Origin of the sequence: Streptomyces tardus (genome assembly GCF_018101125.2) — a bacterium.
Classification (GTDB): Bacteria; Actinomycetota; Actinomycetes; order Streptomycetales; family Streptomycetaceae; genus Streptomyces; species Streptomyces tardus.
The window spans coordinates 492,986-510,250 of the sequence record NZ_JAELVF020000004.1 but is presented as its reverse complement, the minus strand read 5'-3'; the positions used below and the strand labels follow the sequence as shown (position 1 = coordinate 510,250).

Sequence of the window (17,265 nt, the reverse complement as noted above, 5' to 3'; positions counted from 1 at the left end):
TTGTATCGCATACAAGAAAGGCTCAGGAGCATGCACCGGACCGAAGTCGTCGTGACAGGACTCGGCGCGATCACGCCACTCGGTGAAGGCGTGGAGTCAACCTGGGACGCCCTGCTTGCCGGCGAGTCCGGCATCCGCGACGGCGTCCTACCAGGCCACGACGGCACCGGCCTTCCCAGCACCGTCGCGGGCACTATGGCGACCGACCCCGCGGAGCTGCTGCCGCCGGTGCAGGCCAGGCGGCTCGACCGCTCGCAGCAGGCGGCCTTCGTTGCGGCGGCCGAAGCCTGGGCCAACGCCGGCGCCCCGGAGGTGGACCCGGACCGGCTCGCATCGGCGATCGGCACGGGCATCGGTGGTGTGCGGACGCTGCTCAAGGAAGACGACGTACTGGAGGCGGCCGGGCCCCGGCGCGTCTCGCCGCGCACAGTCCCGATGCTCATGCCCAATGCAGCGGCGGCGCTGATCAGTATCGAATACGGCGCGCGGGCCGGGGTCTACACACCCGTCTCGGCGTGTTCCTCCGGCGCCGAGGCGATCGCCCTGGGGGCCAGGCTCATTCGTGCCGGCGAAGCGGACGTGGTCATCGCAGGCGGGGCCGAGTCCGCAATCACCCCGATCACCGTCGCTGGCTTCACCCAGGCACAAGCACTGTCGCGATACACCGCCGAACCCGCCTCAGCCTCCCGGCCGTTCGCCGCAGACCGCAGCGGATTCGTCCTCAGCGAAGGCGCGGCTGTCGTGGTGCTGGAAAGCGCCGAGCACGCCAGTGCCCGAGGCGCGCGCGTACACGCAGCACTCGCGGGCGCCGGCATCGCCGCCGACGCACACCACATCACGGCGCCCGCTCCCGACGGCTCCGGTCAGATCGCCGCCATGCGGAAAGCCCTCTCGCAAGCCGGCTTGGCTCCCGAGCAGATCAGCCACATCAACGCCCATGCCACCGGAACTCCGGTCGGTGACGTCGCCGAGGCACACGCGATCGGCGAGGTCTTCGGCCGCGCCATCGTGACAGCCCCCAAGGCGGCGCTCGGCCATCTCTTTGGCGCCGCTGGCGCAATCGAAGCGCTCATTGCCGTCCTCAGCGTGGAGCACGGTGTCATCCCGCCCACCCGCAACCTCACTGTGGCCGGCGTCGGCCCCGACATCGACCTCGATGTCGTCGCAGAGCGACGAGACGCCCCTCAAGAGGCCGTGCTCAGCAACTCCTTCGGCTTCGGTGGGCAGAACGTTTCACTCGTCGTCACCAGCGCATGTCATCACGCGTCCCGAGCAGCCACTACCACACCGTGACCCACACGAACACACCCTTTGCCCGTTGAGGGGTCACCGCCGGTTGATCGAGCATTGCCAAGACTCTTCCGATCGCGCATGTCGCCGCAGAGATGGGGAGTGGTCGGCCACTCGCATCGCCCACGAGGCCGCCGTCGACGGGATTCTGATCTCGCGCGGCGCGGTCACCTGCCGCCTGACCGCCCCCGGTCTGAACTCGAGGGAGTGCATCGACCCCGACTGCAACACCAACGAGAGCCGCAAACGATCACTCTCGACGGCCCGGCCACATACCGCAAACTGCACGACCGGATCTGCCGATGGTCGCCTCGTCCCGCCCGGCCGTCGGCACATCCGGTAGACGCGGAGCCCGGCGCAGTACCCCGATCAGGGCCACGCCCCGGGCCTGCCGCAGAGGTTGTGGCGAGGCCAACACCCCCTCATGACGCGAGTGGCGGCGCCTGCTGACCCAACGGCCGAACAGTGCAGGGTCGGCGCTCGACAGGATCATCAGGGCTGTCGGCGTAGACGATTCGTGTCTCGCCGACCCCCGGCAGTTGGAGGCGGACGGGCTGCCGAGGGAGTGACGGCCCCGGCGGCGCTTTCAGCCGACGGGGGCGCGCAGGAGGCGGTCCCGGGTGCGCTCGGGCAGTCTGCGGCGCAGGACCGGCGCCGTGGAGCTGAGCGCTGCGGCGAAAGCGGGGACGAGGTCGTGCGGCACGCCGCTGATGAAGGACGCCGCCCACAAGTCTGGCCCGCCCGCGGTGGACGCGGACCACGCCCGCCAACCCTGCAGACCTGGCTCGTCCGCCTCCGGGACAGCCGACCGAGGATCACCGTCCTGGATCAGCGGCGGCACCTCGCCAGGCTCAGGTGCGAGACGTACATCGGGCCTGCTGCTGCGGCGGGCTCGTCGGCGTCGGGGATCCAGCCATTGGCAGTGGTCGCGGACACGACGAGGTCGGGGCCGCCGAGCGTGGCGGTGGGCTGCTCACGGGCGTCCAGGGCGAGCAGGGCGTCCTCGTCCTGTCGGGCATCTCCGCGGCGGGCAAGTCGGCTGGACCGGTCTGTTCATGTGCGGGGCGACTTCTTCCGTCGCGTGATCGTCAACGGCCATGTCGACATGACCGCCGACCCGGAGCCGGAGGCCCTGGAGCAGCTGCGCCTGAGGCACCGGCTGGCAGCGGCGTCCGCCGACGCGTACTGCCAGGCCACCGAGGGAAGGTCCGGACACGATCCTCGACTGGGGCGAGCGGGGCCGTCACCAGCTGATGACGGCCGCTCGGCGGCGGACGAGATGTTCCCAGACGGCGCGCACCGCTGCTGCTCACATGAACAGGACCCGGTTCAGGCGGACGCCGTACCCCGCGTCGGGGTTCGTGGTGGGGTCCCCGACCCTTTCCTGGATCGCGGCGACGGCCAGGTCGCGGCGCCTGGGCAGGCGGTCGGCATCCGCCGCGGACAGCGCGCCCGGCATCTCCTGGCGGGAGAGGTCCGTGCAGTAGCACGGCGCGCCCGGCTGCTGACGCCACGAGTCCGCGAGGGTCCCGGCGTCGAAGGCGTCGAATCCGGTGTCCTCGACCAGTGCCATGGCCACCTGTCGGTCCTGGTCGACGTCGGCGGCGACGGGGATGGCGATGCGGTCCGGGCTTCCCGCCGGCTTGCTCTTGGTCGCGAAGGAGTGGGAACCGATCGCGTTCCACGCCTTGGCGACCGGCCGGCCCAGCTGTTCGGTGACCCACAGGCTCTCGATCTGCCCGGCGTCGATGGCCTCGATCCGGTTGTCCCGTGCCGGGTAGTAGTTCGATGTGTCGATGAGGACCGTTCCGGCCGGTACACCAGCGATGAGCGGCGCGACCTGCGGAAGACGGTTCAGGGGAATCGAGAGGATCAGGACGTCGACGTCCGCCACGGCCTCCGTCGCGGTGACCGCTTGCCCGCCCGAGGACAGCACATCGGCCTCGATCGTCCGCGGGCCGCGCGAGTTGGCCACCTTCACCTCATGCCCCGCGGCACTGAGCCGCTGGGTCAGAGTCTTACCGATGTGTCCTACGCCCAGAATGCCGATCTTCACAGTGGATCTCCTTGCATCGAGTGGGGGTGCGGGAGGCGGTTGCGGCCGACATGCGCAGCGCCGCCGCGTGGCGACCCGGCCGGCAGCTGCCCTCAAGGACGCCTACGGTCATGAAAGCCCTTCGGACCTCCCGGGCGCCGTTTCCCTCGCGGGTGTCTCCCACCCGGTGCGCATGAGAGAGACGAGCGCGTCGGGCGATGACTCGTCGGCCATGACGGCGCCGCGCGCCCAGGCCGTGGCCAGCGTGCTGAGGAACAGGTCCCGGCCCCGTACCCAGGGCTGAGCGGCACCATCTCGCTGAGCCGCGCCGAGAAAGTCCTCGGTGGTCGTGACGAAGCCCTGACAGGTGATCGCCAGAGGCGACGTGCCCTTGCTCAGCGCGGTCCGGAGTGGCTCGGGCAGGCCGTCGAATGCGGTCACCCATTCGTTCAGCGCCTGAAGCCACGACGTGAGGGCGGCGCGGGAGTCGGTCACCTCGCGCTGGATGGCAACGCGACGGGCCTCCAGCTCTTCGTCGCGGGCCTGCAGCAACGCGGCCAGTAGGGCCTCACGGGTGGGGAAGTGCCGATACAGAGTGCCCGGGCCTACCCCGGCCCGCTTGGCGACGGCGTCCATGGAGCCGGTGATGCCCTGCTCGACGAAGAGCTCCTCCGCAACCTCAAGGATGTGCGTGCGATTGCGCTGCTTGTCCGTCCGCTGCCGACGCCCGCCGGCTGCTCCCTCACTCATGCCGTGCACCTCTCGTTGACAGCGCGGAGACCATCTCCGTATCGTCAGCCGCGAAACGGAGACTATCTCCTTATCGGCTCCGGCGTTACCGCCGGCAGGCCGCCGGCACTGCCACGGCGCTCGTGGCCGCCAGCAGCCGCACCTCGTTGGACGCGCATTCACGGCCGCCCCTGTGCCTCGCGTCCGGTGCGTGCGCCCAGGTTGCCGCGCGCGCCGAGCTGCCCAAGCTCACCCGCCCTGCCCAGGTCACACGATGCGCCGCGCTGCGGGACCGGACCACCCAGTCCGTCGAGCACCGCACGACGGTCTCAGCGCTACGCTCCACCGCTCAGCGGATCAAGCACTTCCAGCCCGAAGCCAAGCAACTCGAAGAGGAATCCTCCAGTTGGAACGGCAAGAAGCACCCGAGCTTCTTGAGCTGCTTGGCGTGGGCCCCATCACTGCAGCACAGGTCCTGGTCAGCTGATTCCACCCCGGAGGTTCCGATCCGAAGCTGCCTTCGCTCCCTTCGCCGGCGTCGCCCCGATCCCAGCCTCATCAGGACTCACGAACAAGCACCGCCTCAACCGCAGAGAGGCGACCGTCAGCTCAACCGCGCCTTCCACACCATCACGCTCATCAGGACGCGACTCAACCCGGCCACGGAGGAGTACGTCGCCCGACGCACCGGCGAACGAAAGACCTCCCGTGGCGCCCAGCGCTGCCTGTAGCGAGCCATCAGCCGACAGCGCTTCAAGATCCTCGAGCGAAAGGACCAACCGAGCCCTCACAAGCTCGCCCAAGCGGCTTGACACGAGATAGCAGCCTCGGGAGAACGCGAGAAGCGCGCGGGAGGAGCCAGCGCACCTACGAGGAAGCCTGGCGATGCCGCACCTGGTGAGCGGCCCGGCGGGCTTGGCGCTGACGGATAGCCCCGTCGCGTCCAACTGGGCCGGCGGGAGAGACCTGCTGGAGTACCAGCGAGTTGCGAAGCAGGCCGCGGTGACGCCCAGCGCCGCGACACGGAGGGCGGCGGCCGTCTCCACCCACGGTGCTCACCGCCTGGGCCTCGACGGTCCGCTCCACCTCCGTCAGGGAGTCGTCACCCGGTTGCGGCCCATGGCTGCGAGGCCGACGAGCAGCATCAGCGCCCCGGCCGCGGCGGCGTGCGGCGTGGAGGCCGGTTCCAGGAGTACGGCCCACGGGTACGGCTTCTGCGGCGCTTGAAGCCCGGTGACAACGGTCAGGAAGAGCGCACCGACCGACGCCGCAGCCGCGGCATGCGCGCCGTACCAAGCCCGCACCAGCAGGGCGAGGCCGACGAGGAGGATCACGTTGCGGGCAGCGGCAACCGCGTTGTCCATGCCGTACGCCCAGTTGAAGACCAACCCGACCATCACCGCCGCGCCACCTGTTGCCACGACCAGCGCTCGGTCGGCGGCGACCACCGGACGGACCGCCGTCGCTTCGGCGTGTCCGAGCCGCCGTTCCAAGCAGTACAGCAGCCCCAGAAGTGGGATCATCGGGAGGAAGTTCATCAGCTTGATCCCGGCGCTGCCGCGCATGGTGATCGACGGAACGTTCACCACGTCGTCCCGAACGAACAGCAGCAGAGCGACGTACGCCACCAGCGCCGCCAGCACGACCCAGGGACGGCGTACGATCGCCCACGGCATCACGGCAGTGCCTCCGCGTGCGCCTTCGGGTCGCAGCTACGCAGCGCCCGTAGCTGTACGTCGAACCAGCGTCGCTGCTCTACGCGGTCGAGGCCACGGACGCGTTCGGCCTCGCGGCGGGCGCGGACGGTACCGACGCCGGACGCGTCCCGTTCGTCCATCCCCGCTGACACCCGCAACCACGCGGCAAGCGGCCCGGGCGACGGGTGACCGTGGTCGTCCGGGAGGTCGGGGCATTCCCTGAAGGCTGGAATCACAGCTGTGGCCACCGCGTTGAACGCTCGCAGGTCGCTTACCGGCCGCTCGAGGTGCATCCGCCAATCACCCGGCTCCAAGCGGGCGTCCTGGGAGACGTACGCGACCGCGCCGGGCACGTCGACGCCGGCTTCGGCGAGGTTCGGTAGAGCCTTGTTCGCCGCCGCGCGCAACTGCGGTAGCGCGTCCGCGAACTCCTCCGGTACGCAGATGCGCGGGGCTCCCTCGTCGCAGGTCTGCGCACCGGTCCGCGGGACGGTAGGAGCCTCGTACCCGGCATCGGCGACCATGGCCTGCGCGGGCACGGCACCCGCGACCACACAGCACAGCGCGACACCTGCGCGCAGCAGACGGCTGCGCACCGGCACCGAGCCGAGCAGCACGGCGGCCACCACGCCTGCCGCGAGAACCAGCGGTGCCAGGAGCACGCTCGGTGCCAAGTCGTCGGTGAAGGTGAGTGCCGCACTCAGTACACCAGTCAGATAGCGGACCCAGGGAGTCTCCAAGGTGGCGGGGATCGCCAGCCAGAGCGTGACACCGATCAGTACCGTCGGGACGGCGATGATCCGCGAGAGGACACATCCCACCCCGAAACCGAGGATGATCAGTGCCGTCTGCAGGGCCACCGCGAACCCGATCACCGGTAGGTCCGCGGCTCGTGGCGACGCGTTCACCATTAGAGCAGCACTCAGAAAAGCGACGACGTCGACGATCAGGGCAAGGACGAGAACCGGCCGAAGAGCGTCGAACGCGATCCGGTACCGGCCACGAGCGGGCGCCAGACTCCACAGCAGGCCCGCCCGGCACCTCCCTGCCTCCCACGCCGCAAGCGCGGCAAGCACACCGCTGACAATGACAGCCGCTCGGGCGCCCCCGGCTACCGCGTCTCCTCCGAACCCGGTCGCACTCTGGGTCGTTTGGGCCGCATAGAAGTACCCCATCGCGAGAGCGGGTACTCCAAGCCAACGTACGGGCGAGCGACGCAGGGAGTTCAGGAAACGCACGCGTGGCTCCGTTCGGTGAGCAAGTGGTACGCCGAATCCGCTCGCCTGCCTGGCACTGCCCCCGCTTCCGCGTGTGCCAGGAACCCCTCGACCGAGCCAGAGAAGACCAACTTCCCGTCAAGCAACACCAGAACGTTGTCATACACTGTGTCGAGATCGGCGGTGTCATGGGTGGCCAGTACGACGTGCACGAAACTCGAGAGGTTTCCCAGGACATCAAGGAAAACCTGTCGTTGCCGGGGGTCCATTCCAGCCGTCGGTTCATCGAGTAGGAGCACTTCCGCGCCATGCACCAGAGCCTGTGCGACACCCACGCGACGCTGCTGCCCACCTGACAGCTGATCGATCTTGTCCTCGGCCCGATCACCCAACTCCACCTGCCGCAGAGCCCGCAGCGACTGGTGCCAGGCATCCGACTTCGACATGCCCTTCAGCCAGCCAGCGTACGCGACCTGATCGCGGGCGGTCAGCCCGGGCACGCGCGCAAGCTGCTGCGGCATCCAGGCGATACGCCGGCGATAGGCGCCTACATCGCGCCCGGTACTGGACAAGCCTTCGTAGACTACCTGCCCGGTTCGGGGAGACAACGCCGACGAGGCGAGGCCCAGAACGGTGCTCTTTCCGGCTCCGTTCGGTCCGAGGAAGACCGTTCGCCCGGGTGGCAGTTCGCAGTCCAGGTTCTCGATGACACGTTGGCGTCGTCGGTATCCGAACGAACAGGAGGAGAACCGAATCGGCATGGGAATTCCTTGCTGCGCGCAAAGGCGGCGGGGCATCGACCGATGGCCGCCCCGCCACCTTGGTGGTCGTAGATCAGTACGCGATCTTTACTGTGTCCACGTATAGTTGGACGTTGCTCGTATACCCGTTGATGGCGTCAATCTCGAAGTACACGTCATCTCCGCTGCTCATAGCAGGCCAATCACCCTTAGACGTGGAGCCATTCGTAGCGCAGGCGGAGAACGTCTTCCTACCCCTGTGATCATCTGGCCACGCCGTAATGTCTTCCCACGTAACGACGTCCGTATTCGCAAACTGTATTGTCGCCGAGCACGTCGTGAAATGGATCTTGGTGGGGCCGGTGCCACCGTCATCGGTCCAGCGACTCGATTCGAAGGTCGGATAAGCCCCGCTGATGTAAGTGGTCTTGTTACCCGCGTAAGCCGGCGTTGCTATCACAAGTGGTAGCACGGCCGCGGATGCGACGACCAAGCCTATTCAATTCAGCGCTTGACGCTTCACAAGTTGACGCACCTTCGGCTCCCAGATACACGTTGCGAAGAGGGGAGGGATGCTTGTCGCGGCGCCCCTCCCCCGATGGGCACGTACGGACCTTACATCCGGGTGAGGACGGGAAGTTGATCAGCTGGGCGATCTTGGCCTGCCTGTGATCTTGGTCCCGGTTCGTCGGCGGGGTGCCTGCCCGTGGCGCGGGCGATGATTCGCTTATGCGCACCGCCTGCGCCCAACTCCACGCCCGACAGGCGGAGGAGCCTGTTCCAGGTAGTCGCAAGTGGGACATGTGCGTGGTGTCGACAGACAGCGTACGCATGCGCTAGTCCCTCTCCGGCTCGGTTGCGACGACTCCAACTCGACTTCGAGTCGCGACAGTCGACGGGCGTGGTAGCTGAAGTTGACGAACAGGACGGCGGACAGCGCACCAGCCACCAGTGCGCTGGCCCTCAACCCACCGAGGGTGGCCACAAGCTTTCCGAGTGCCGCGCCCAGAGGCATCCCGGCCACCGAGACGGTACGGAACGGTGCACTGGTGCGGCCGATCACATCCTCGGGCGCGGAGCGCATCATCAGCGTCGGCGACGGGAAGTTCCACATGCCGGCGCCAAATCCGAGGATCGCCATGCCAATGCCTCCGGCCAGCAAGTTGCCCCCGACCGTGCTGGCCGCGTTCGCGGCGATGATCGCGCCGGAACTGCTCATACTTACGGCCGAGGGTGTGGGTGGCCAACAGCGGTACAGCGCTGCAGTTGAGGCCGTTGCACAGATTGCTCACCGCCGCGCTGCCCAACAGCAGGGACAGCAGCCACTGCCGCCGCACGCGTCGTATGCCTTCGGCAACGTCCCGCACCGGCGGACGTACGACGCCACGGCGGCGCGGCCCCGCCCGTTCCGTCGGCGGCCGGTGTCGGGTGGGAGAGATGCCGCCCACGCCGCCGAAGCGCCGAAAGTGACGGCTTTCAGGAGGAAGGGCCAGTCCGCTCCCACGGAAACCCGGACGCTGCCCGCCGGAAGGGCCCGCGATACCGGCGGTGGACTGGGATGCGCTCAGCCGGGCGTTCGCGAACCCGAGATCTTTATCCCCGACCACGCGGGGCAGCAGGCTCGTGAAGCAGCTGTCGTAAACAGTGTGAAGCGACGTCAGGACGACGACCCCGGCGATGAGCCAGGGAATGGACAGATGGTGGCGCCGTTCGCTTCTGTGGACTACGGCCATCACGGGGGCTTGCCCGACCGTGGCCAGATCCGGCAAGTGTTACGGAGCCTGGCAGGAAACGGGCAGGAGGCTGAGGCTGCCCGGGAAGCGGTGGTCGCCGTACGGACCATCGTTCCGGAGATCCTCCTGTCGATTCGGCTCGGCTGGAGTTGCCGAGTTGGCTGAGGGAGTTGCCTGGGCCGCGAGCGGCTCCTGGGTTGGACCTGTCGTCGCGCATGCTCTTCAGCGCCTCGGTCGACTCGGACTTCCTGGATACCTCGGCCCACTTCGACGGGAGCGGGCCGCGCGTGGCGGCTCGGTGTACGCGTGCTGGAGATGCACCTCGCAGAGGGCCCAGACATCGGTGGCACCGCCGCCTCAGCGGCTGAGTTCTCTCCCTTCACCCGCACCGGCAGTCTGGCCGGCGAGATCGCGCGGCGCGTCGGGCATGACCGCCGCGTACTCCCTGCGCTGCCGCGGACGGCGTGCCGCCGTCGCGCACCTCAGGGCGGTTGTGGCAGGTCGACGGGCCGCGGTCCAGGAGTACAGATAGCTCCAGGAGTACAAATAGCTCCCCAGGGGACGATCCCGCGGTCAGCAGGCCTGAAGCTCCCCAACGGCCTGCTCCGCCACCAGTCGACCGTTCAGTTCCTGATGGGTCGTCAGGTTGACGGGGAAGTCAGAGAATGAGAGAAGGCGCCCTGATCAGGGATTTCTCCCTGATCAGGGCGCCTTCTCGCACCGTCGGGACGGCGGGATTTGAACCCACGACCCCTTGACCCCCAGTCAAGTGCGCTACCAAACTGCGCCACGTCCCGGTGCTGCTCCGACCCTGGGCTCTGCCCCTGACCGGCCGTGCACGAGAACAATACCTCACTTCGGGGGGTGCTCGCGCACACCGTCGGCGCCGCTCAACAGCGGTGCGGACGGGGGCGCGGGGAGCAGAACGATCAAGGGCCGAACGCGGGCCGGGCAACGCCTTCTCGAGGCCGGAGGCGAGTGCCCGGAATCGCGGAACACCCGCCAAGCGGCGTGAACCGTCGTCGAGATCATCGCCGGGGCGCCGAGCCGCCCACCGGGGGCGGGCGCACTCCGCCCGGCCGCCGCCCCGCCACATCTCGCCGTCCCGCCGCTCACGTGCGAGTCGGCGCTCCCGGCGCACATTCGACGCACACGGGGGCTGCGAGTCGTGCACACGACGAGCAGCGCGTAACGCCAGGGAGCCGGCAAAAAGAAAAGTCGCGGATGAATTTGACATCCACGACTCGACTCAGCGTATATTCAATGCTTCATTTGCCTGCGACTGGACACACCACTAATGCACCGGAGTCAGAATAACTCGGCGGGAGCGGAATTGTCAAACAGTGAAATCGAGCGGGAGCAGCAATTCGTCGCTGCGCTCCACGAGCGTCTCGACGCGCTCAGGGTGCGGGCTCAGGAGTCCGCACACGGGGCGCTTGCGCAGGTCGGGAACGCCTACCAGGCCAAGTTGGAGCGGGAGGTCGCCGTCTCGGAGCGGTCCCGTCGACTCGCGGCGATCAATGCCGCGGAGAACGGACTGTGCTTTGGCCGACTGGATTTCGGGGACGGTCGAACACATCACATCGGGCGGATGGGAATTCAGTACGAAGAGCTGGCAGGCGCGCCGATGCTGATCGACTGGCGGGCCGAGGCGGCACGTCCCTTTTATCTCGCGACGGGCCATTCCCCGATGGGACTGCGGCGCAGAAGGCATCTGACGACCGAGGGGCGTACTGTCACCGCGCTGCACGACGAGCTGATGGACCTCAACGACCCGACCCGTACAGGGCACGAGAGCAGGGACGCCGACGCGGTGCTGCTCGCCGCGCTGGACGCGGCGCGCACCGGTCGGATGCACGACATCGTGCGCACCATCCAGGCGGAGCAGGACCGGATCATCCGCGCGTCCCCCCGAGGGGTCATGGTGGTGGAGGGCGGGCCCGGCACCGGAAAGACCGCGGTGGCGCTGCACCGGGCGGCGTTCCTGCTCTACGAGCACCGTGAACTGCTCGCCCGACGTGCCGTGTTGATCGTGGGTCCCAACCCGGCGTTTCTCGACTACATCGGCGAGGTGCTGCCCTCGCTCGGCGAGACCGGGGTGCTGCTGGCCACTCCCGGCGAGCTCTTCCCCGGCGTGAGGGCCACCGGTGCGGACAGTCCGGCTGCCGCGGAGGTGAAGGGGCGCCCGGAGATGGCCGACGTGCTGGCGAAGGCGTTGCGGGGACGGCAGACCGTGCCCGAACGGGTGCGGGAGATCGATCACGAGGAGTACGGCACGCTCCTGCTGCACCGCGAGACCGCCGAGGACGCGCGGCACCACGCACGCGAGAGCCGCCTGCCGCACAACCTGGCCCGTCCGGTCTTCGCGTTCCGGATCATCGACGAGCTGACCGCCCAGCTCGTCGAGCGGATCGGCGCGGACCCGCTCGGCGGGGACAATCTGCTGGGCCCCGACGACATCGCCCAGCTCGGCCGGGACGTGGCGACCAGTCCCGAAGTGCACGAGGCCGTCGAGCAGTTGTGGCCGCGGCTCACCCCGCAGCGCTTCCTCGCGGACTATCTCGCGGAGCCGGTGCACCTGGACGAGGAGTCCGCGGGGCTGATCCGCCGCGAGGGCGGTGCGTGGACGGAGGCGGACGTACCGCTGCTGGACGAGGCGGCCGAGCTGCTCGGCGAGGACGACAGCGCCGCGCGGGCCAGGGCGGAGGCCGGCCGTCAGGAGGAAATCGCTTATGCGCAGGGCGTGTTGGAGGTGTCCGCCGGATCGCAGTCCTACGAGTTCGAGGACATGGAGTCCGAGGCGCTGGCTGCGCACGACATCATCGACGCCGAGCGGATGGCCGAGCGCCAGGAGGAGACCGACGACCGCAGCGCGGCCGAGCGGGCGGCCGGAGACCGGACCTGGGCGTTCGGCCACATCATTGTCGACGAGGCGCAGGAGCTGTCCGCGATGGCGTGGCGGCTGCTGATGAGGCGGGTGCCGACCCGCTCGATGACGCTGGTCGGAGACCCGGCGCAGACCGCCGCCCCGGCAGGAGTCGGGAGCTGGGCGCGTGCGCTGCGTCCGCATGTGGGCGACCGCTGGGAACGGGTGCGGCTGCGGGTGAACTACCGTACGCCGGCGGAGATCATGGAGGTCGCGGCCGACGTGGTGCGGGCGCACGACCCGGACTTCACACCTCCGGAGTCGGTCCGTTGGACGGGCGTGCGGCCGTGGGCGCGGTCGGTGGGAGCGCGGGAACTGGCCGGTGCGGTGGCACAGGAGGCGCACGGCAGGAGCGGCCGGGGTCGGACCGCGGTGATCGCCCCGCAGGAGCTGCACGCCGCGCTCCTCGTCGAGCTGCCGGACGCCGGTTCCGCAGCGGGGCCCGATCTCACCCGCGAGGTGGTGCTGTTGACGCCTCGCGGTGCCAAGGGGCTGGAGTTCGACTCGGTGCTGGTGGTCGAACCGGCCGCGTACGCGCTGAGCGACCTCTATGTCGCGCTCACCCGCGCCACCCAGCACCTCGGAGTGCTGCACACGGGCCGGCTGCCACGGGGGCTCGATGGGCTGGCCGGGGCGGAGAGCGCGGGCGGGCGGCCCGGCTGAGGCAGGCGCGGCGGCAGTAGCACGGCGGGTGGCGAGGGGCCAACTCCCTTCGGGGAGCGCCGGGTTGGACGGGATCGGGTGGCTGTCGTCCTCGCGGGTGAGGGCGCACAACCTTCGTGCGGCTCCGGATGTCTTCTGTGCACCGCTCCACGCGACGCCGTGCCCGCCCGCCCCGGGGCAGCCGGCGGCAGGGGCGTCCTCCTCAACGCCGCGCCAAGGCCCGGCGTCCCAGTGGTCCCGGCCGCACTCTTCCCGCGCGCGGCCGGGCCTTCAGCCACCCAGGGAGCACCGTGAACCCGTACAACCGACCGAGTCCGCCTCCCCGTCCGCCGGACCTGCGACCGCTGCGCCGCCGCAAGCGGGTCTGGGGCGGCGGGGTCGGGCTCCTCCTGTTCGGCGCCCTGCTGGGCAGTGCCGGTGAACAGCCGGACTCCACAACGGCGTTGGGTGATTCCGTCAAGCCGACTCCGACGCTCACCGCGACGGTCGAGGCCACCACGACCGAGCGGGTGACCGTCGAGCCCGATCCGGCGCCGACAGTCACCAGGACCAGAACGGTCAAGACCCCGGGCCCGACCGTCACGGTCACCTCCGCCCCGGGCGGCTCCGGCACAGGCGCGGGCGGCGGTACGGGCAGCGGCTCGGGCGGGAGCGTGAGCGGGGGCGGTGGTACGGGAGGCGGCGCAGCGGCGAGCTGCTCGCTGGTCTCCAACGCGGGCAACTGTTACAGCCCGGGCCAATTCTGCCGCACCAGCGACCACGGTGCCAGCACCACCACCTCCTCCGGGACCCGCATCACCTGCCGGCAGAACGGCGACTCCTGGCGGTGGACCCGCTCCTGACACCGGCCCCGGCCGCATTCCGGACGAGGGCGGCTCCACCGTCCTGCCGACGCACGACGTAACCGCGAGCCGTGCTCCCGAGCCGTACGCCCCAGCCGTGCTCCCGAGCGGTGCGCCGGGGCGGTGAGCGGCGCGCGGTGGGGCAGGCTGCCGGTACGGGCGTGCACGAGCGGTGCGCCCGCACCAGTCCGAACGCACTGTGCAGGATGCCGCACACCGCCCCGGCCGCCCGTCCGCGGTGCTGCCGGAGCCCTGCCGCGAGCGGGGCGGCGCACGTACCGCACCGGAGCGCGGCGGCCGGGGCACGGAGAGGAGAGGCCATGCGGGTCGCACTGTTCATCACCTGCGTCAACGACACGCTCTACCCCGCCACGGGCAGGGCGGTGGTCACGCTGCTGGAGAGACTCGGCGTACAGGTGCACTTCCCCGAGGAGCAGAGCTGCTGCGGCCAGCCGCACTTCAACACCGGCTACCGGCACCAGACCGAGCCGCTGGTACGGCGCTACGCCCGCGTCTTCGCCGAGTACGACTACGTCGTCACGCCGTCCGGCTCCTGCGCCGCGATGGTGCGCGACCACCATCCGCAGGTGGCGCGGCGGGCACGGAAGGAGGGCCGTGAACTGTCGCCGGCCGCCGCGCAGCAGGCAGCCGACCGGACGTACGAGCTGACCGAGTTCCTGGTCGATGTGCTGGGGGTGACCGATGTGGGTGCCTGGTTCCCGCACCGGGTGACCTACCACCCCACCTGCCACGGGTTGCGGATGCTCGGCCTCGGCGACCGGCCCCGCCAACTGCTGGAGAACGTACGGGGGTTGGAGCTGTTGGAGCTCGAAGGTGCACAGGAGTGCTGCGGCTTCGGCGGCACCTTCGCGCTGAAGAACAGCGCCGTGTCCACTGCCATGGGCAAGGACAAGGCGCGCAGTGTCGAGGCCACGGGTGCGCAGGCCGTGTGCACCGTCGACAACTCCTGCGGCATGCACATCGGTGGGCTGCTCGCCCGGCGCGGCTCCACCGTGCGGCCCGTGCACATCGCCGAGATCCTGGCGTCGACCGCCGACGCACCCTACGCGGAGGCAGCGGTATGAGCAGTACGTATCTGGGCATGCCCGCTTTCCCGGAGGCAGCCGCCGCCGCCACCCGCGACGAGCGGCTGCGGGCGAATCTGCGGCACGCCACCCACACGATCCGCGACCGTCGGGCGAAGGCCGTCGCGGAGCTGGAGGACTGGGCCGAACTGCGGGCCGCGGGCGCGGCGTTGAAGAACCGGGTGCTGCGGCATCTGGACCACTACCTGGAACAGGTGGAGGAGAAGGTGACCGCCGCGGGCGGTGTGGTGCACTGGGCCGCCGACGCCGCGGAGGCCAACCGCATCGTCACCGAACTGGTCCGGGCCACCGGCGAGCGCGAGGTGGTCAAGGTCAAGTCCATGGCGACCCAGGAGATCGGCCTCAACGAAGCACTGGAGCGCGAGGGCATCCGCTGCTACGAGACCGATCTGGCGGAGCTCATCGTCCAGCTCGGCGACGACCTCCCCTCCCACATCCTCGTCCCTGCGATCCACCGCAACCGGTCCGAGATCCGCGACATCTTCCGTGAGCGGATGGCGAGTTGGGGCCGTGCCGCGCCCGAGGGGCTGACCGACAGCCCCGCGCAGCTGACCGACGCTGCCCGGCTGCATCTGCGGGAGAAGTTCCTGCGGGCCCGAGTCGGGATCAGCGGCGCCAACTTCCTGGTCGCCGACACCGGGACGGCGGTGGTCGTCGAGTCCGAGGGCAACGGCCGGATGTGTCTGACGCTCCCGGAGACGCTGATCTCCGTGGTGGGCATCGAGAAGATCGTTCCCAGCCGGCGGGACCTCGAGGTCTATCTGCAACTGCTGCCGCGTTCCTCGACGGCCGAGCGGATGAACCCCTACACCTCGATGTGGACGGGGACGACGGACGGCGACGGCCCGAGCACCTTCCATCTGGTGCTCCTGGACAACGGCCGCACCGACACGCTCGCCGACCCCGTCGGCCGGCAGGCGCTGCGCTGCATCCGCTGCTCGGCCTGCCTCAATGTGTGCCCCGTCTACGAGCGGGCCGGCGGCCATGCGTACGGCTCGCCCTACCCCGGACCGATCGGTGCCATCCTCACGCCCCAACTGCGCGGGACGTCAACCGCGTTGGACGCCTCGCTGCCGTACGCCTCCTCGCTGTGCGGTGCCTGCTACGAGGTGTGCCCGGTCGCCATCGACATTCCCGAGGTGCTGCTCCACCTCCGGGAGCGGGTCGTACAGGGCGGACGGGTGACCGTCCGTGGCCGGCGCCGCACCGTACGGCCGGCACGCGGGCACACCAGCGAGCGGGCCGTGCTGCGGGCCGCCCAGTGGGTTCTGGACCGTCCGGGCGCGCTGCGCGCCGCGCAGCGCCTGGCCTCCCGCACCCGCGGACTCCATCCTCGGCGGCTGCCCGGGCCCGGCCGGGCGTGGACGGACAGCAGGGAGCTGCCGCGGGTACCGTCGGAACCGTTCCGCGACTGGTGGCGGCGCACCCGGGGCGGCGCGCAGGAGAGCCCGGGCCGCGGCAGCCGAGCCGGTACCTCCGGAGCGTCCGGCGATGACCGAGGGCAGGAGGAGCGATGAGCAGTCGTGAACGCGTACTGGCGCGCGTGCGGCGGGCGTTGGCCGACGTCCCGCGGGAGGAGCGACCGCAGGACGTCGTGGTGGACCGCGGGTATCTGGAGGTGCACGGCAGCCGTACGCCCGCGCAGACCGTCGACCTGCTCGCGGAGAACCTCGCCGACTACCGCGCCCGGGTGCACCGCACCGACGCCGCCGACCTGCCCGGACTCCTCGCACGGCTGACTGCCGAACGCGAGGCGGAGACCGTGCTGGCGGCCTCGGGGCTGCCGGCGGCCTGGGTCTCGGCCGTCGGCTCACCGGACGGCGTGGCCACCGTCGTCACCGAACACGACGGGCTGACGCTCGCGGATCTCGACGGTGTTGACACCGTGGTGACGGGCTGTGCGCTCGCCATCGCCGAGACCGGCACGATCGTCCTGGACTCGGGGCCCGGGCAGGGGCGCCGGCGCAGCACGCTCGTTCCCGACCACCACATCTGTGTCGTGGACTGCGGCGCGCAGGTGGTGGACTCGGTGGTGCGGGCGCTGGAACGACTGGACCTGACCAGGCCACTGACCTGGATCTCCGGCCCCTCTGCCACCAGCGACATCGAGCTGGACCGGGTGGAGGGCGTACACGGCCCGCGCATGCTGGAGGTCGTACTCCTCGATCCCCCGCTCTGAACACCCGGTGCGGGGCTCCGCGCTTTGAGCGCCCGGTGCCGCGGTCCGACGCCCCGTACCAACGGGGCGGCGGGTTCGGCGCCGCGGGTGCGGGGGCGCCGTCACACG

General features: G+C 69.9%; 14 protein-coding genes and 1 tRNA gene. 8 read left to right on the top strand and 7 right to left on the bottom strand.

The genetic code is table 11. The annotated features are described in order from the left end of the window. Window positions 1–30: 30 nt before the first annotated feature. A complete protein-coding gene (locus JGS22_RS24740) occupies window positions 31–1,293 on the top strand; it encodes a beta-ketoacyl-[acyl-carrier-protein] synthase family protein (RefSeq protein ID WP_211040866.1) in 1,263 nt (420 codons plus the stop codon). 583 nt (window positions 1,294–1,876) lie between these two features. Here the strand turns inward: JGS22_RS24740 and JGS22_RS27200 are convergent. The 3 genes from JGS22_RS27200 to JGS22_RS24725 all read right to left on the bottom strand — a co-directional run bounded on the left by JGS22_RS27200 (window position 1,877) and on the right by JGS22_RS24725 (window position 4,075). After that, window positions 1,877–2,131 (bottom strand): SPDY domain-containing protein, encoded by a 255-nt coding sequence (locus JGS22_RS27200; RefSeq protein WP_308405884.1) that lies wholly within the window; start codon window positions 2,129–2,131, stop codon window positions 1,877–1,879. 468 nt (window positions 2,132–2,599) lie between these two features. Continuing rightward, complete coding sequence (locus tag JGS22_RS24730; RefSeq protein ID WP_211040867.1) at window positions 2,600–3,346, bottom strand: NADPH-dependent F420 reductase; 747 nt, start codon at window positions 3,344–3,346, stop codon at window positions 2,600–2,602. A 108-nt stretch (window positions 3,347–3,454) separates the two neighbouring features. Next, the gene (locus tag JGS22_RS24725; RefSeq protein ID WP_211040868.1) at window positions 3,455–4,075 is read right to left on the bottom strand and encodes a TetR/AcrR family transcriptional regulator; all 621 of its coding nucleotides are present in this window, start codon (window positions 4,073–4,075) and stop codon (window positions 3,455–3,457) included. 462 nt (window positions 4,076–4,537) lie between these two features. Between JGS22_RS24725 and JGS22_RS26630 the strand changes: the two genes are divergently transcribed. Then, window positions 4,538–4,876 (top strand): transposase, encoded by a 339-nt coding sequence (locus tag JGS22_RS26630; protein ID WP_236074420.1) that lies wholly within the window; start codon window positions 4,538–4,540, stop codon window positions 4,874–4,876. A 269-nt stretch (window positions 4,877–5,145) separates the two neighbouring features. Here JGS22_RS26630 and JGS22_RS24715 read toward each other — a convergent pair whose 3' ends face one another. Genes JGS22_RS24715 through JGS22_RS24705 form a run of 3 tightly spaced genes read right to left on the bottom strand, consistent with a single transcriptional unit; the run spans window position 5,146 to window position 7,729 of the window. Next, window positions 5,146–5,730 (bottom strand): hypothetical protein, encoded by a 585-nt coding sequence (locus tag JGS22_RS24715; protein WP_211040869.1) that lies wholly within the window; start codon window positions 5,728–5,730, stop codon window positions 5,146–5,148. Then, a complete protein-coding gene (locus tag JGS22_RS24710) occupies window positions 5,730–6,926 on the bottom strand; it encodes a DUF7224 domain-containing protein (protein WP_211040870.1) in 1,197 nt (398 codons plus the stop codon). The genes JGS22_RS24715 and JGS22_RS24710 overlap by 1 nt, the downstream gene beginning before the upstream one ends. A 50-nt stretch (window positions 6,927–6,976) precedes the next feature. After that, the gene (locus JGS22_RS24705; RefSeq protein ID WP_211040871.1) at window positions 6,977–7,729 is read right to left on the bottom strand and encodes an ATP-binding cassette domain-containing protein; all 753 of its coding nucleotides are present in this window, start codon (window positions 7,727–7,729) and stop codon (window positions 6,977–6,979) included. Window positions 7,730–8,757: 1,028 nt separating this feature from the next. On the opposite strand from JGS22_RS24705, the gene JGS22_RS24700 reads away from it, so the two are divergent. Next, window positions 8,758–9,606, top strand: coding sequence for a hypothetical protein (locus tag JGS22_RS24700; RefSeq protein WP_211040872.1), 849 nt, complete (start codon window positions 8,758–8,760; stop codon window positions 9,604–9,606). Window positions 9,607–10,164: 558 nt separating this feature from the next. Here the strand turns inward: JGS22_RS24700 and JGS22_RS24695 are convergent. Beyond that, window positions 10,165–10,238 (bottom strand) — tRNA-Pro (locus tag JGS22_RS24695). Window positions 10,239–10,738: 500 nt separating this feature from the next. Between JGS22_RS24695 and JGS22_RS24690 the strand changes: the two genes are divergently transcribed. The 5 genes from JGS22_RS24690 to JGS22_RS24670 all read left to right on the top strand — a co-directional run bounded on the left by JGS22_RS24690 (window position 10,739) and on the right by JGS22_RS24670 (window position 17,157). After that, a complete protein-coding gene (locus tag JGS22_RS24690; protein ID WP_211040873.1) occupies window positions 10,739–13,030 on the top strand; it encodes a HelD family protein in 2,292 nt (763 codons plus the stop codon). A 290-nt stretch (window positions 13,031–13,320) separates the two neighbouring features. Beyond that, window positions 13,321–13,872 (top strand): hypothetical protein, encoded by a 552-nt coding sequence (locus JGS22_RS24685; RefSeq protein WP_211040874.1) that lies wholly within the window; start codon window positions 13,321–13,323, stop codon window positions 13,870–13,872. Between the two features lie 320 nt (window positions 13,873–14,192). Next, a complete protein-coding gene (locus JGS22_RS24680) occupies window positions 14,193–14,957 on the top strand; it encodes a (Fe-S)-binding protein (RefSeq protein WP_211040875.1) in 765 nt (254 codons plus the stop codon). Next, window positions 14,954–16,495 carry a lactate utilization protein B gene (locus tag JGS22_RS24675; RefSeq protein WP_211040876.1) on the top strand — a complete coding sequence of 514 codons (1,542 nt, stop codon included), beginning with the start codon at window positions 14,954–14,956 and terminating at the stop codon, window positions 16,493–16,495. The genes JGS22_RS24680 and JGS22_RS24675 overlap by 4 nt, the downstream gene beginning before the upstream one ends. Next, on the top strand, window positions 16,492–17,157 hold the full coding sequence (locus JGS22_RS24670; RefSeq protein ID WP_211040877.1) for a LutC/YkgG family protein: 666 nt from the start codon (window positions 16,492–16,494) through the stop codon (window positions 17,155–17,157). The genes JGS22_RS24675 and JGS22_RS24670 overlap by 4 nt, the downstream gene beginning before the upstream one ends. The last annotated feature ends 108 nt before the right edge of the window (window positions 17,158–17,265 follow it).